The following is a 14,068-nucleotide window of genomic DNA, read 5'->3' as shown; positions in this document are numbered from 1 at the left end:
CCGGGAGGTTGCGACGACGTTGCACTCAGCCCGACTTGATCATGTCTGCGCACTTCTCGCCGATCATCATGGTTGTGATGCACGGATTGACCGCGGGCAGGAACGGCATCACCGACGCGTCGGCCACGCGCAGCCCGGTGACTCCCTTGACCCGCAGCTGAGGATCGAGCGGCGATTGGGCGTCGTCCGCCGCGCCCATCCGCACCGTGCCCGCCGGGTGGTAGACCGTGTTGTGGGTCTCGCGGATGTACGAGAACAACTCGTCGTCGCTCACCAGCGAGGGCCCCGGCGCGAGTTCCGTGCCGGCCCACTCGGCCAGCGGGGCCTGGGCGGCGATCTCGCGGGCGAGCCGCAGGCCGTAGGTCATCACCCGGATGTCGTGCTCGTGCGTGAAGTAGCGCGGGTCGACCTTCGGCTTGTCCCGGAAGTCGCGGGTGCGCAGCCGGACCGTGCCCGTGGACCGGGCGCGGGTGACATTCGGTGTGAGGCACAAGGCGTTGTCGGAGGTCGGATAGCCGCGCCGGTAGGTGTTCATGTCGAAGGGCACCGAACCGTAGTGGAGCATCAGGTCCGGCCGGTCCAGGCCGGGCTCGGTGTCGGCGAGGATGCCGATCTCCCACCACTGCGTCGACGAGGTGACCATGGGCTGCTTCGCCTCCCACATGATCACGCCCTCGGGGTGGTCCTGGAGATGGGAGCCGACACCGGGGGAGTCGACCCGTACGTCGACGCCGCAGTCGCGCAGATGCCCGGCGGGTCCGATGCCCGACAGCATTAGCAGCTTGGGCGAGTCGACGGCCCCGCAGCAGATGATGACCTCGCGGCGGGCCGTGACCGACCCGCTGTGGATGGTGTCGGGTTCCAGGTACTCGACGCCGGTGCAGCGTCCTTGGTCGCCGAAGAGCAGCCGCCTGGCCTGCAGCCCGGTGCGTACTTCGAGGTTGGGCCGCGTGCCGAGAACGGGGTGGAGATAGGACACCGACGCGGACGAACGGGTGCCGTCGGGGCGGGCGTTGATCTGGAACCAGTTCGCGCCGCGTACCACCGTGGTGCCGGTGTTGAACGGCGTGGTGGGGATGCCCGCCGCCTCGCAGGCCGCGAGCAGGGCTCTGCCGCAGGGGTCGTTCGGCGGTACGGTGCGGATGGTGACCGGGCCCGTCCGGCCGTGGTGCTCGCCGGGCGCGTCATTGGATTCCAGACGCTGGTAGAGCGGATAGCAGTCCTTGGCGCTCCAGCCCGTGCACCCCATCGCGCCCCACTCGTCCAGGTCCTCCGCCGGAGCCCAGAAGGCGATGCAGGAGTTGTGCGAGGAGCAGCCGCCGAGCACCTTCGCGCGGGCGTGCCGCAGGAAGCTGTTGCCGTTCTCCTGCGGCTCCACGGGATAGTCCCAGTCGTATCCCGACTCCAGCAGGGCCATCCACCGGTCGAGTCTGAGGATGTTGTCGTCGCCGATGTCACTGGGCCCGGCCTCGATCACGCAGACACTCGACTCCGGGTCCTCGCTCAGCCGCGCGGCGACCACGGCGCCGGCCGTGCCGCCGCCGACCACCACGTAGTCGAACTCGCCGGCGGGGCTCTGTGAGGCCATCGCAGCTCCAGTGTCGGGAAACCGGGTCGGGAAACCGGGTCGGGACGTCAGGTCGGGACGTCAGGTCGGGACGTCAGGGGGTGGCGGTGGCCGGCGGCTCGTCCGCCGCGACGGCGCGGTGCTCGGCGAGTACGCCCGTACGGTGGCGCTGCACGAACCAGTAGTAGGCGAAGCCGCCGAGCGCGACCACACCGATGAAAAGGAACGCGCCCCAGCGCAGATACCAGTGCTGGGGACCGGTGGCGTTGTAGACATCGGCACGCGGCCAGGCGAGGTTGATGGACATGGCCAGGCCCCACACCACGGCCAGGATGTTGACGGGCAGTCCGAACCGCCCGAGCGAGAACCTCCCCTCGGCCGGCTGCCACCTGCCGCGCAGCCGCCGCACCAGCATGGGGAGCGTGACCATCAGATAGGCCAGATAGATCATGATGACCGCGATGCTCGTGATCACCGAGAAGATCTGCGGCTGGTTGATGTTGATGACCAGGATGACCACCCCCACCACGCCGATCACCACGGCGGGCACGACAGGCGTCTTGAAGCGCGGGCTGACCCGTGCGAGCAGCGAGCCCGCGGGCAGGTTGTTGTCGCGTGCCATCGCGAACATCAGCCGGATGCCTGCGGCTTGTACGGCCAGGGCACAGACGGTGATCGCGACGACGACGCACCACAGGAAGATCTCGCCGATCGTCGAGCCGAGGGTCTCCAGGACCACGTACTGCAGTCCTTCCGTACCCAGCTGCTCCGCGGCGAGATTGGGCACGGCCATCAGCGCGAAGAGCAGAATCAGCCCGCCGATGATGAAGGACGCGATCAGGGCGCGCAGGATGGCGCGCGGCGCGTTGCGGCTCGGGTCGTGCGACTCCTCGCCGAGCGAGGATGCCGTGTCGAAGCCGTACATCACATACGCCGATGCCAGTGACGCGGTGAGGAACGCGCCGAAGTAGCCGAGGGTGTCGCCGCTCCCGAGCCCGTAGGTGTCGGTCAGGACGGTGCTGGGGCCGCGGGTGATGTGCGCCGCGAGGAAGATGATCAGAGCCACGGCGGCGATCAGCTCGATGAAGACGCCCGTGGAGTTGATGGTGGCCATGAGTTTGACGCCGAAGGCGTTCACCACGGTGGTGAAGAGGATGAGCACCGTGCCCAGCAGTACGGCGTTGGCGGCGGCGTCGGTCTTGCCGCTGCCGTCACCGACGAACTGGAACCAGTCGTCGATCTGCGGCAGCGTGATCTGGTAGGCGAGGGCCACGGCGGAGAGCGTCACCATGGTGGCCGTCATCATCATCCAGCCGCCGAGCCAGCCGACGTGCGGGCCGCCCATGGTCTTGGACCAGTTGTAGACGGACCCGGCCACCGGGTAGCGGGCGGCGAGCTCGCAGAAGCAGAGCGCCACCATCAGCTGGCCGACGAAGACCATCGGCCATGACCACCAGTACGCGGGGCCGCCGAAGGCGACACCGAAATAGAAGAGCTGGAAGGTGCCTGTCAGGATCGAGATGTAGCTGATCCCGGCGGCGAAGGTGTGGAAGTTGCCGAGGGTGCGTTTGAGTTCCGGCTTGTAGCCGAATGCGCCGAGCGCGTCGTCGTCGTGCTTGCCCTGGGCGAGACGGACGTCCTGGGGACTTGACGGGTCCGGCCCGCCGCCGGTGCCGCCGGTCATGCGAACCACCTCTGGGGGCGCGGTGCGAGATTGCGCCAGACGTGCTTGGCCTCCTGGTACTCCGCGAGTCCCGCGGGCCCCAGCTCACGTCCGAAGCCGGACTGTTTCATACCGCCCCACTCGGCCTGCGGGACGTACGGATGGAAGTCGTTGATCCATACGGTTCCGGCGCGGATCCGGGACGCCACCCGGTGCGCCCGGCCGACGTCCTGCGACCAGACCGCCCCTGCCAGCCCGTAGACCGTGTCGTTGGCGAGCGCGACCGCCTCCTCCTCGTCGCGGAAGGTCTCGACCGTGAGCACCGGACCGAACGACTCGTCACGCACCACCGACATGCCCGGCGTGCACTCGTCCAGCACGGTCGGCAGGTAGTAGAAGCCGTCGCGCAGCGCCGGGTCGTCGGGCCGTGCGCCGCCGCAGCGCAGCACGGCGCCCTCGGCGAGCCCGGCGGCGACGTACGCCTCGACCTTGTCCCGGTGAGCGGCCGAGATCAGCGGCCCGGTGCGGGCGTTCTCGTCGAAAGGGCCGCCGAGCCTGATCTGCCTCGCCTGCGCCACCACCGCGTCGACGAACATGTCGTGCAACTCCTCCTGGACCAGCAGCCGGGCACCGGCCGAGCAGACCTGGCCGGAGTGCAGGAACACCGCCATCAGCGCGTAGTCGACCGCCGCGTCGAAGTCGGCGTCCGCGAAGACGATGTTCGGGTTCTTGCCGCCCAGCTCCAGGGCGACCTTCTTCACGGTCGGCGCGGCGGCCGCCATGATGCGCCGTCCCGTCAGCAGACCGCCGGTGAACGACACCAGATCGACGCGCGGATCCTCGCTCAGCGGCGCGCCCGCGGTGGGACCCGCGCCGAGCACCAGATTGGCCACCCCGTCAGGCAGCCCGGCCTCGGACAGGAGGCGCATCAGGATGATGGCGGTGTGCGGGGTCAGTTCGCTGGGCTTGAGGACGAAGGTGTTGCCCGCGCCGAGCGCCGGGGCGACCTTCCACGCGGTCTGCAGCAGCGGATAGTTCCACGGAGTGATCAGCGCGCACACGCCGACCGGCTCGTGCACCACCCGGCTGTCCGCGTCGGGACTGCCCGTGTCGACGATCCGGTCGCTGCCGCCCGAGGCCGTCAGGCTGCCGAAGTAGCGGAAGCAGGCCGCGATGTCGTCGATGTCGTACTCGCTCTCCACCAGCCGCTTCCCGGTGTCCAGGGATTCGGCGCGGGCGAGTGCGTCCTTGTCGCGTTCCAGCAGGTCGGCGACGCGCAGCAGCAGCCTGCCTCGCTCGGCGGCCGGGGTGGCGGGCCACGGGCCGCGGTCGAAGGCGTCACGGGCGGCGGCGATCGCTGCGGCGGCGTCCTTCGGCCCGGCCTCGTCCACGGTCGCGACCAGGGTGCCGTCCGCGGGGCAGCGGATCTCACGTACGTGCCCGTCCACCGCGGCGGTCCACTTACCGCCGATGAACAGCTCCGGCATGGGGACTCCTCCGGCTTCGCATGGGCAGGCACCCGACACGGGCCCGGCCGGGACATGCCCTGTGGTGCTCCATCCATTGACAGTAAGGAGATCGGCCCGTGTTCGCAGTGCGGGAACCGTCATCCGGTGGGGAAAGCACGCTGTCCAGATGTTCGAATGAAGGCTGTGGCGCGCCGGACGTCCGCGGTCAGGACCCCTGCCAGGCGTCCAGTTCACGTACGCGCGCGAGCGCGGAGGCGCGCTGCGGCAGGGGGAGTGCGCCGGCGAGAGCCCGCCACACCACGAGATCGTCCTCGCCCCACGGGCTGTAGGCCCAGTCCGCCAGCAGCCCCGCATCGCCGCGTGCGACGAGCGCCGCCCGCAGCTGGTCCTCCAGACGCCGGCGCAGCCGCGCCACCGCGGGCGCCTGCGAGGCGGGCAGCAGCGGACCCGCGTACGCGCTCAGCGCCCCGGTCACCGCGCCCGACGCGAGACGTCGTGTCACCGTGCCGAAGTCGGCGTCGACGCGGACCGCGAGCCGGTAAGGGCGCGAGCGCAGCAGTTCCGGGCCCAGCAGACCGCGCAGCCGGGACAGCTCGGCCCGCAGCGTGACCGGGGTGACCGACTCGTCCTCGTACAGCTCCACCAGCAGTTCGTCGCCGCCGATGCCCTCGGGGCGATGGGCCAGCAGGACCAGGATCTCGCTGTGCCGACGACTGAGGCGCAGCTTGCGCCCGCCGACCACGAGCAGCGCCTCGTCCCGTCCCAGCGCGGAGAGCTGCACACGTTCGGTGGCCGGCGCCGGGGCGAGCAGCGCGAGCTGTGACTCGGCGGCCCGCGCCACGGCGCCCACGAAGGCGAGGCTGTGCGGATGCGCCAGCCGGTCCCCGCCGGTGATGTCCACGGCGCCCAGCAGCCGTCCGGTGCCCGGATCGTGGATCGGGGCGGCCGCGCAGGTCCAGGCCTGGACGGGCCGCCGGAAGTGCTCGGCGGCGAAGACCTGCACGGGACGGTCGACGGTGATCGCGGTGCCGGGGGCGTTCGTCCCGGCGACCGCCTCGGCCCAGCGGGCACCCGGCACGAAGTTCATCAGGCCCGCCTTGCCGCGGGTGGCGGGCGGCCCTTCGACCCACAGCAGCCGTCCGTGCGCGTCGCAGACGGCGACCAGGTGCTCGCCGTCCTGCGCGTAGGCGCCCGTCAGCTCCCTGACCACGGGCATCACCCGGGCCAGCGGATGGCCTTCGCGGTACGCGGTCAGCGCGTCGGCGTCCAGCTCGACGCCCGCCGTGCCGTCCGGGCTGACATGGGCCCGCGCCGAGCGCTGCCAGGAGTCGGCCACCACGGAACGCACCGGCCGCTCGACCCGCCCCGCCGTCACATACGCGTCGTACGCCCGCCGCAGTACGCCGATCCGCTCCGCCGGATCCGCGCCGGACTCAAGGGCCACCCATGCGTCGCTCAACTCGGCCTCCCGCGCCCATCGTGGCCCAGGCGCCGGGAGCCGACAAGCGTTCCCGCAGGTGCGCTCCCGGCAGCGGCCCACCGGCGGCGGTGCCTCCCCCGCGCGAGCGAGTCGTATCAACTGCCGTTGTCCGAACGACAGTTGATACGGCCCGCTGGGCTCCTCAGCCGTGCAGGGGCTTCGGCAGCCGTACGTACATCACCGTCGTCTCGATGCCGCTGTCCACCAGGCGCCCCTGTGCGTCGAAGGCCTCCGGGCCGTCGGTCATGCCGAAGTCGTTGTCGTTGACGAGCGCGAGTGTGTCCCGGCCCACCAGCGCGACGCCTTCGACCTTGCCCGGCACGCCCGCGACCTTGGTGAAGTCGGCCACGAGGCTCTTGCGGAGCACCGGGACGCCCGCCGACGACGGGTCCTCGATCTGCTCGTACGAGGGAGAGGTGGCGGGGTCGTCCCAGGTGCCGCCCAGGATGCCCGGGCCGTGCGGCAGGGTGACCCGGTGCAGCCGGGACGTCCTGTCGGTGCGCTCCTGCACCAGCAGGGTGTCGCGGCCGATCGCCACGACCGAGGAGATCTTGAGCTCCGAGGGGTCGTCCTCGCCGGGGTCGACGACGTCCACCGCGTCGAAGCGATAGGCGTACTCCGCCGTCACGGCGCACTTCCTGGGGGAGAAGCGCAGCAGTCGCGCGTTGCGGGACTTGTCGCCGGCGGCCGTGTCCGGCAGGGACAGCGGGCTCTGCACCGCGAGCACCAGGTCGCCGCCCGGCAGCTGGGTCAGGCCCTCGAAGCCGCGGTTGGTCTTGCGCTTGAGCAGAACGCCCGGCAGTGACTCCACGACCGGATAGTCGGCGCCCGTGAGCTTCAGCCCCTCGGGCACATGACGGGCGAGGACTCTGCCGCGGGCCGAGACATGGACGAGCGAGGGGCCGTACTCGTCGGCCAGCCAGAAGGTGCCGTCCGCCGAGCGCACGATGCCCTCGGTGTCCAGACCGTTCGGGTCGTACGAGAGCGGGGTCTTCGCGTCGTACGTGTACGGGGCCTCGTCGCGCGAAGCCTGGTTCGGCAGCCCGGTGACCGGCTTGCCGGAGCGCGTCGTGATCGGGATCGCCTTGAGCACCTGCACGCGGTCGCCGGACACGCGGATCTTGACGATCGCCGGGTCGAAGCCGGGGACGGGGAAGGTGCGGCGCTTCTTGCCGTCCACCTTGATCTGCCCGTTGGGACCGCGGTCGGTCACCGTCCAGAACTCGCCCTTGCGGCCGGCCGGGAAGATGTCGCTGCCGATCCCACCGAGGTCGACCCCGCGTTCGTCGGCGACCGAACCGGGCAGCAGGGCGTTGCTGAAGTCGCCCAGCGGGATGTCCGCGAGGACCGCCGTCCCGGTGACCCGGGCCGTAGCCGGCCCGGTCCCGTCCTGCGCGCCGGTGGCCGTGCCGGCCACCGCGAACGCGGTCAGCGCGGCGAGCGGCACGGCGGCCGCGACGGTGGTGCGCCTGACGGCACGACGGGACATGAGTCCTCCCAAGGGGGCGAGCGTTCGTACGGCAGCCGGGGCGGGTGCCCCGGCGGGTAAGACTGCGAGATCCCTGCGAACTCCCGGAATCCGTGGGGTGAATGGCGGGCGGCGCGGTCCTGTCTCCGCAGGCCGCGCATAGGATCACGCAGTTGAACTCGGGGCAGTCGAACTCGTAGAGCGGGGTGGGGAGATGGACATCCGGAACCGTGCCGTACTGGCGGCGGCCGTCGGGGCCGCACTGCTGCCGACGGGCTGCTCACAGTGGCCCGGCGGCGAGGACGCCAAGCCATTGAGCGTCGCAGGTGTCAAAAAGCAGGCCGCCGAGGCGGGAGCGGGCGCCGACGCCTGCCCGGTGCCGTACGACATCGTCGCCGCGGCCAGGGCGGCGGGCCTCACGGGCCGGGCGGGCGTGCCCGGCAACGGGCCCCACGCATGGGGCGAGAGGGCGGACAGCCCCGACGCGGTGCTGGGGAAGACGGACGGCGCCGTGCTCGACTGTGCCTACCGCATCAACTTCGAGGACCTGCACATCTTCACCAGTGGTGTCGCGAAAGGCCTCGCCGTGAGTGTGATGGCCCCGAGGATCCAGCGCGACGCGGGGATGGGCGTGAGCGCACTGTCCGCCTTCGTGGAGAAGGCGGACAAGGCCGCCGAGGGCGAACCGGTCGTGACGCCCGGCGGCAATGTCGCCACCGTCCGTCTCCCGGTGGCGGGCGGCGGCGACATCGCACTGATCGTCAGCTTCGGTGAGGGCACCAACGGCCTTGGCGCCGACCGGGCCGGAGAGATCGCGAAGGCGCTCGCAGGCCAGGCGCGCGGTTGAGACTCAGGCCGCGTCGCCCTCGCCCTCGTTGGAGAGCATCGCCAGCGCCGCCGCCGGATCATGGTCCGCCGATCCCGCCGGAGCCCAGCGGCCCCGCTCCTTGCGGTAGGGCCACCAGCCGCCGTCCCGCCCCAGGCGCAGCTGCGCATCGGCGCCCACCACCGTCCAGCGGCCCGCCCCCGTTCCCCGCAGCTGCGGGCGGTCGGCCCCCTCCCATGCCTCGTCGAGCGCCGTCCGCGCCCGGGCGAGCGCATCGGGCTGCGGTGTCCACTCCTCCTCGAGCACCGCGAGCGCGCAGGCGCCGCCGAAGTGCCAGGCACGCACGGCCAGTTCCAGCTCTGCGCGCTGCCGGTCCGTGCCCGCGGCCAGGCGACCTGCGACCACCGGTCCGGGTGCGCCGGCCGCCAGCCGCACCGCATCCTGGCCAGGAGTCAACTCAGGCTCGACGGGGTGCTGTTGAAGCCCCGCACCACCGCGGCCCGACAGCGCGTCCGTGAGCATCCGGTGCGCCCGCGCCGCCGCGTCCGCCGCCAGGAACTCCAGCGCCGCGACGTCCAGGCCCGGCCCCGGAGGGGTCTCGGTGTCCAGGGCGGGCGGCAGCCCGGGTTCCTCCGGCAGCGGAGGGGGAGCGGGCAGCGCAGGCACGATGTCCCGCGCCGCGAACGCCTCGTCGGCCCGCACCCCTGCCGGTCGCCGCACAGCCTCCTGCTCCGGCGCCATCTGCAACTCGTCGAGCAGACGGCGCTCCCCGCGCCCCCGCATCAGCAGCAGCACGAACGGATCCTGGTCGAGCAGCCGCGCCATCTGGTAGCACAGGGCCGCCGTGTGCGGGCAGTGGTCCCAGGCTCCGCAGGTGCACTCGGGCTCCAGATCACCGATCCCCGGCAGGAGTTCCACCCCGGCCGCCGACGCGTCCTCCACCAGATGCGGAGGCATCTCCCGGTCCAGCAGCGCCGCGATATGACCCGCGCGCTCCACCGCCATGTCCAGGAAGCCGTCCCACTCGGCCCCGGTCAGCTCCTGCAGCAGCACATCGCTGCGCTGCGCGGTCCCGTCGTGGTCCCGTACGACGGCGGTGATCCGCCCGGGACGCACCGACACCGCCCCGACCGCACCCTCGCGCGCGGTCCTGCGGCCCTTCTTCAGCTGTGCGCCGTCAAGGGCCGTGTCCTCCAACGCCTTCAGCCAGGCCTGACCCCACCAGCTCGTGGCGAAGCCACGGTTATGCGCCGGCGGCAGCGCCGCGAAGGTCCGCTCGCTCTCGTCGGTCCCGCTCATCGTCCGCTCCCTCGCAGTTCCACCAGATCCGCCAGCTCGGCGTCGCTAAGTTCCGTCAGCGCCCCCTCGCCCGAGCCGAGTACCGCGTCCGCCAGTTCCCGTTTGCGCGCCAGCATGTCCGCGATCCGGTCCTCGATGGTTCCCTCGGCGATCAGGCGATGGACCTGGACGGGACGGTCCTGGCCGATGCGGTACGCGCGGTCGGTTGCCTGCGCCTCGACCGCCGGGTTCCACCAGCGGTCGTAGTGCACGACATGCTCGGCCCGGGTGAGATTCAGCCCGGTGCCCGCCGCCTTCAACGACAGCAGGAAGACCGGGACTTCACCGTCCTGGAAGCGACTGACCATCGCCTCACGTTCGGCGATCGGCGTGCCGCCGTGCAGGAACTGGGTGCGCAGACCGCGTGCCGCCAGATGCTGTTCGAGCAGCCGCGCCATCTGCACGTACTGCGTGAAGACCAGCACGCTCGCGTCCTCGGCCAGGATCGTGTCCAGCAGTTCGTCGAGCAGCTCCAGCTTTCCCGAACGGTCCGGGATGCGTGGTCGCTCCTCCTTCAGGTACTGCGCCGGGTGGTTGCAGATCTGCTTGAGCGCGGTGAGCAGTTTCACCACCAGACCGCGCCGCTCCATACCGCCCGCCTCCGAGATCGCGGCGAGCGTCTCCCGCACCACCGCCTCGTACAGACCGGTCTGCTCCTTGGTGAGCGACACCGCGCGGTCGGTCTCGGTCTTGGGCGGCAGCTCGGGTGCGATGCCCGGGTCGGACTTGCGTCTGCGCAGCAGGAACGGCCTGACCAGCGCCGCCAGTCGGCGGGCCGCGGCCGGATCGTTGCCGCCCTCCACGACTTGGGCGTAGCGCCTACGGAAGGTGCCGAGCCGGCCGAGCAGCCCGGGTGTGGTCCAGTCGAGGATCGCCCACAGCTCGGAGAGGTTGTTCTCCACGGGCGTGCCGCTGAGCGCGACACGCGCCTTCGCCCCGATGGTGCGCAGCTGTCCGGCGGTTGTGGAGTACGGGTTCTTGACGTGCTGCGCCTCGTCGGCGACGACCATGCCCCAGGCGACCTGGCCCAGCTTCGCGGCGTCCAGCCGCATCGTGCCGTAGGTCGTGAGGACGAACTCGCCGTCGGCGAGGGAGTCGAGAGCGCGCGTGGAGCCGTGGAAGCGGCGTACGGGAGTGCCGGGTGCGAACCTCTGGATCTCCCGCTGCCAGTTGCCCATCAGAGACGTCGGGCAGACGACCAGGGTGGGGCCGGCGGCCGATGCGTCGTTCTGGCGGTGCAGATGGAGTGCGATGAGCGTGATGGTCTTGCCCAGGCCCATGTCGTCGGCGAGACAGGCGCCGAGTCCGAGTGATGTCATCCGGTTCAGCCAGTTGAGCCCGCGCAGCTGGTAGTCCCGCAGCGTCGCCGCCAGCGCCTCGGGCTGGTCGATCTCCTGCCCTGTGCCCTCGGGGTCGGCGAGCCGGCCGCGCAGTCGCTCCAGCCACCCCGAGGCCTGGACATCGACGCGGCGGCCGTCGACCTCGGTGGATCCGGTCAAGACGGCGCCGAGCGCGTCGACGGGAGTCAGCTTGCGGTCCCGGCTCTCGCGGGCGCGCCTGGCCTCCTCCGGGTCGATGAGCACCCATTGGTCACGAAGTCGTACGACGGGGCGGCCGGCTTCGGCCAGTTGGTCGAGCTCGGCGCGGGTGATCCGCTGATCGCCCAGCGCGAACCACCAGTTGAAAGCGAGCACGGCGTCGGCGGACAGGAAGGAAGGCAGCCCCGACTCGTCCCTCCCCGGGCCGTCGGAATCCTCGTCGTCGGCCGGGCCGATCACGGCCCGCGCGGTCAGCTTGCGCGCCATCTCCTTGGGCCAGTGCACCTGGACGCCGGTAGTCGCCAGCGCCTTGGCCGCCTCGCCCAGCAGCTCGGTGACCTCCTCGTCGGCGAGCTCGATCGCGTCCGGCACGGCGGCATGGAGCAGCGGCGTGAGCGGTGGCCAGGCGCGGGCGGCGCGGCGCAGCGCCAGCAGGGCATCCATGCGGGCGCGCGGCCCGAAGGCCCCGCCGGAGCCCGCCCACACCTCGGCGGCATCCGCGACGAGCGCCGGGTCGCTGACGCTGTGCATCTGCAGGACGGCACGGAAGGACGGTCCTTCGCCCCCGGCCTCTTCCAGGCCCGGCAGTTCGATACGCAGGGAGAGCCGTACGCCGGCGTCATGGCCGGCGGCGACATCCGCCGCCCAGGTACGCAGGTCGGGCAGCCGCTGCGGCTTGTGCGCGGCGAAGGCCGGGCCACCGGCGGCGATCGGGGCCGCGGGGGTGCGCGGCAGTCCGTCGGCGACCGCGTCGAGGAACGCGCGCAGCAGGCGCTCGGGTTCGGGCAGCAGCAGGGGATCGGCCGCGGCATCGAGCGGCACGGCGTGCGCGGAGGGCGGCATCGAAGCCGCGAGCGTACGCACCCGCTCAAGATCCTTCGGGCTCAGCGGCCCGACCCGCCACGCGTCGTGGTCGGTAGCCGTCAGCCCGGGCAACAGCAGCCCGCGCGCGGCGAGTTGCAGCGCGAGGATCGTCGCCGCACCCCAGAAGGCGGCCGCCGCGGAGGCGTCCGCGTCGGCCCGCGCCCTGGTCAGGACCGGCAGTGCCTCTCGTACGGGCAGCAGCAACGCCCGTACGGACCGCGGGCGGAGGTCGTCACCGACCACGGTCAGCGGCTCGACAGTGCCCGGCGTGGTGGGGAGTTCGCCGACGTCGAGAGGGGTGTCGACGGCGGGGCGGAAGAAGGCGACGCGTCCGGTGCGGGCCGGGTCCCCGGGCACGAAGACCGTGGAGCAGCGGACGAGTTCGGTGAGATCACAGAGGGCACGTCGTGGTTCGGTGACCGGGGAGGGCGTTGCCGCAACGGGCTTGTGCACAGCGATGACGCATTCCTCAAATTTGACTACTGCGGACCGGAGCCGCCGAGGGTACTCCACGCCGCCTCCGGGCGGAGGGGGTTGGGCCGTGACACAACTCACGTCGACCCGTCGGGGTGCAGTCAGCCCCACCCCAGGTCAGGGGCTGGCCCCAGGCCGGTCCGGGTGGTGACCTCATCGTCGCGAAGTCTCCCGGGACCGTACGTTTGGTCAGGTCAGCCACGAAGCGCATCAGCTCACGGCCTACCGACCGGAGACCGCACATGCCCCAAGCCACCGCCACCCTCGCGCCGCCGCCTGCCCCTGTCGAGGGAGCGCGGCGGGGTGGCGGGAGCGAATTCGCGCCACTCCTGCGGACCGTCAAGGAGGCCGGCCTGCTGGAGCGACGCACCGGCTGGTACGCCCGCGGCATCACCCTGAATCTGCTCGGTCTCGTCGCCGTGATCACCGGTATGGCGCTCATCGGCGGATCCTGGTGGGTCCTGCTGCTCGCGGTGCCGCTCGCCGTCCTGTCCTCCCGTACCGGCTTCTTCGGCCACGACGCGGGACACGCACAGATATCCGGCGATCGCGGCATGAGCCGGATCATCCAGCTCGTCCACGCCAATCTGCTGCTCGGCATGAGCCAGGAATGGTGGAACGACAAGCACAACCGCCACCACGCCAATCCCAATCACATGGACAAGGACCCGGACGTCGCCGCCGACGTCCTGGTCTTCACGCAGCAGCAGGCCAGGGGTCGCGCCGGGTTCCTCGGCTGGCTCACCCGCCACCAGGCCTGGCTGTTCTTCCCGCTGACCACCCTCGAAGGAATCGCCCTGAAGATCTACGGATTCCGGGCCGTCTTCTCCAAGGAGGCGGGCGCCCGCCAGTCCGGGAGTGAGCGCGCCGTCGAGGGCCTGCTGCTCCTCGCCCACGTCACCGCGTACGCCACCCTGCTCCTCACCACCATGCCGCTCGGCCACGCCGTGGTCTTCGCGCTGCTGCATCAGATGCTGCTCGGCCTTCACCTGGGCCTGGCCTTCGCGCCCAACCACAAGGGCATGGAAGTGCCCGACGAGGGGAGCGGCGAGCGCTGGGGCCATCTGCGCCGCCAGGTCCTGACCTCCAGGAACATCCGAGGCAACCCGGTCACCGACTGGTTCCTGGGCGGGCTCAACTATCAGATCGAGCACCATCTCTTCCCGAGCATGCCGCGCCCGCACCTGAGGCTGGCCCAGCCGCTGGTGCGCGCCCACTGCCGCTCGCTCGGTGTCAGCTACACCGAAACCGGGCTCATCGAGTCGTACCGGCAGGCACTGACCCATTTGCACGAGGTCGGCGAACCGCTGCGCGCCGACGCATAGTGGAACCGTGGGACGTGCGCGCACGTTCTCACAGCAGGAGCGGCCAAGGCCGCGAA

9 protein-coding genes are annotated in these 14,068 nt (G+C 71.4%); 2 read left to right on the top strand and 7 right to left on the bottom strand.

Translation table 11 applies throughout. From position 1 onward, the window contains the following. Window positions 1-25: 25 nt before the first annotated feature. The 5 genes from OHA61_RS03465 to OHA61_RS03445 all read right to left on the bottom strand — a co-directional run bounded on the left by OHA61_RS03465 (window position 26) and on the right by OHA61_RS03445 (window position 7,668). A complete protein-coding gene (locus OHA61_RS03465; RefSeq protein WP_406301626.1) occupies window positions 26-1,588 on the bottom strand; it encodes a GMC family oxidoreductase in 1,563 nt (520 codons plus the stop codon). 73 nt (window positions 1,589-1,661) lie between these two features. Continuing rightward, window positions 1,662-3,251, bottom strand: coding sequence for an APC family permease (locus OHA61_RS03460; protein WP_406301625.1), 1,590 nt, complete (start codon window positions 3,249-3,251; stop codon window positions 1,662-1,664). After that, window positions 3,248-4,717, bottom strand: coding sequence for an aldehyde dehydrogenase family protein (locus OHA61_RS03455; RefSeq protein ID WP_406301624.1), 1,470 nt, complete (start codon window positions 4,715-4,717; stop codon window positions 3,248-3,250). Before OHA61_RS03455 ends, OHA61_RS03460 begins: the two co-directional genes overlap by 4 nt. Before the next feature lie 187 nt (window positions 4,718-4,904). Continuing rightward, entirely contained in the window at window positions 4,905-6,158 is a 1,254-nt protein-coding gene (locus tag OHA61_RS03450) for a GAF domain-containing protein (RefSeq protein ID WP_406301623.1), read from the bottom strand. 163 nt (window positions 6,159-6,321) lie between these two features. Next, on the bottom strand, window positions 6,322-7,668 hold the full coding sequence (locus OHA61_RS03445; protein WP_406301622.1) for an esterase-like activity of phytase family protein: 1,347 nt from the start codon (window positions 7,666-7,668) through the stop codon (window positions 6,322-6,324). Window positions 7,669-7,861: 193 nt separating this feature from the next. Between OHA61_RS03445 and OHA61_RS03440 the strand changes: the two genes are divergently transcribed. Next, window positions 7,862-8,494: a hypothetical protein gene (locus OHA61_RS03440; RefSeq protein WP_406301621.1), complete on the top strand. Its 633-nt coding sequence runs from the start codon at window positions 7,862-7,864 to the stop codon at window positions 8,492-8,494. A gap of 3 nt (window positions 8,495-8,497) precedes the next feature. On the opposite strand, the gene OHA61_RS03435 is transcribed toward OHA61_RS03440, so the two are convergent. Then, on the bottom strand, window positions 8,498-9,772 hold the full coding sequence (locus OHA61_RS03435) for an SWF or SNF family helicase (protein WP_406301620.1): 1,275 nt from the start codon (window positions 9,770-9,772) through the stop codon (window positions 8,498-8,500). Further along, window positions 9,769-12,666: a DEAD/DEAH box helicase gene (locus tag OHA61_RS03430; RefSeq protein WP_406301619.1), complete on the bottom strand. Its 2,898-nt coding sequence runs from the start codon at window positions 12,664-12,666 to the stop codon at window positions 9,769-9,771. Before OHA61_RS03430 ends, OHA61_RS03435 begins: the two co-directional genes overlap by 4 nt. A gap of 263 nt (window positions 12,667-12,929) precedes the next feature. Between OHA61_RS03430 and OHA61_RS03425 the strand changes: the two genes are divergently transcribed. Continuing rightward, entirely contained in the window at window positions 12,930-14,012 is a 1,083-nt protein-coding gene (locus OHA61_RS03425) for a fatty acid desaturase family protein (protein WP_406301618.1), read from the top strand. Window positions 14,013-14,068 lie beyond the last annotated feature (56 nt).

The sequence above is a fragment of the Streptomyces sp. NBC_00885 genome, from assembly GCF_045207475.1.
In the GTDB taxonomy this organism is placed as follows: Bacteria; Actinomycetota; Actinomycetes; order Streptomycetales; family Streptomycetaceae; genus Streptomyces.
The sequence above is the reverse complement of the archived record's forward strand: the minus strand, read 5'-3'. Positions and strand labels throughout refer to the sequence as shown.

What these genes read in the sequence shown, in the direction of transcription:
- OHA61_RS03465 (WP_406301626.1), bottom strand. Translation starts at nt 1,588, where the DNA reads ATGGCCTCACAGAGCCCCGCCGGCGAGTTCGACTACGTGGTGGTCGGC.
- OHA61_RS03460 (WP_406301625.1), bottom strand. Translation starts at nt 3,251, where the DNA reads ATGACCGGCGGCACCGGCGGCGGGCCGGACCCGTCAAGTCCCCAGGAC.
- OHA61_RS03455 (WP_406301624.1), bottom strand. Translation starts at nt 4,717, where the DNA reads ATGCCGGAGCTGTTCATCGGCGGTAAGTGGACCGCCGCGGTGGACGGG.
- OHA61_RS03445 (WP_406301622.1), bottom strand. Translation starts at nt 7,668, where the DNA reads ATGTCCCGTCGTGCCGTCAGGCGCACCACCGTCGCGGCCGCCGTGCCG.
- OHA61_RS03440 (WP_406301621.1), top strand. Translation starts at nt 7,862, where the DNA reads ATGGACATCCGGAACCGTGCCGTACTGGCGGCGGCCGTCGGGGCCGCA.
- OHA61_RS03435 (WP_406301620.1), bottom strand. Translation starts at nt 9,772, where the DNA reads ATGAGCGGGACCGACGAGAGCGAGCGGACCTTCGCGGCGCTGCCGCCG.
- OHA61_RS03425 (WP_406301618.1), top strand. Translation starts at nt 12,930, where the DNA reads ATGCCCCAAGCCACCGCCACCCTCGCGCCGCCGCCTGCCCCTGTCGAG.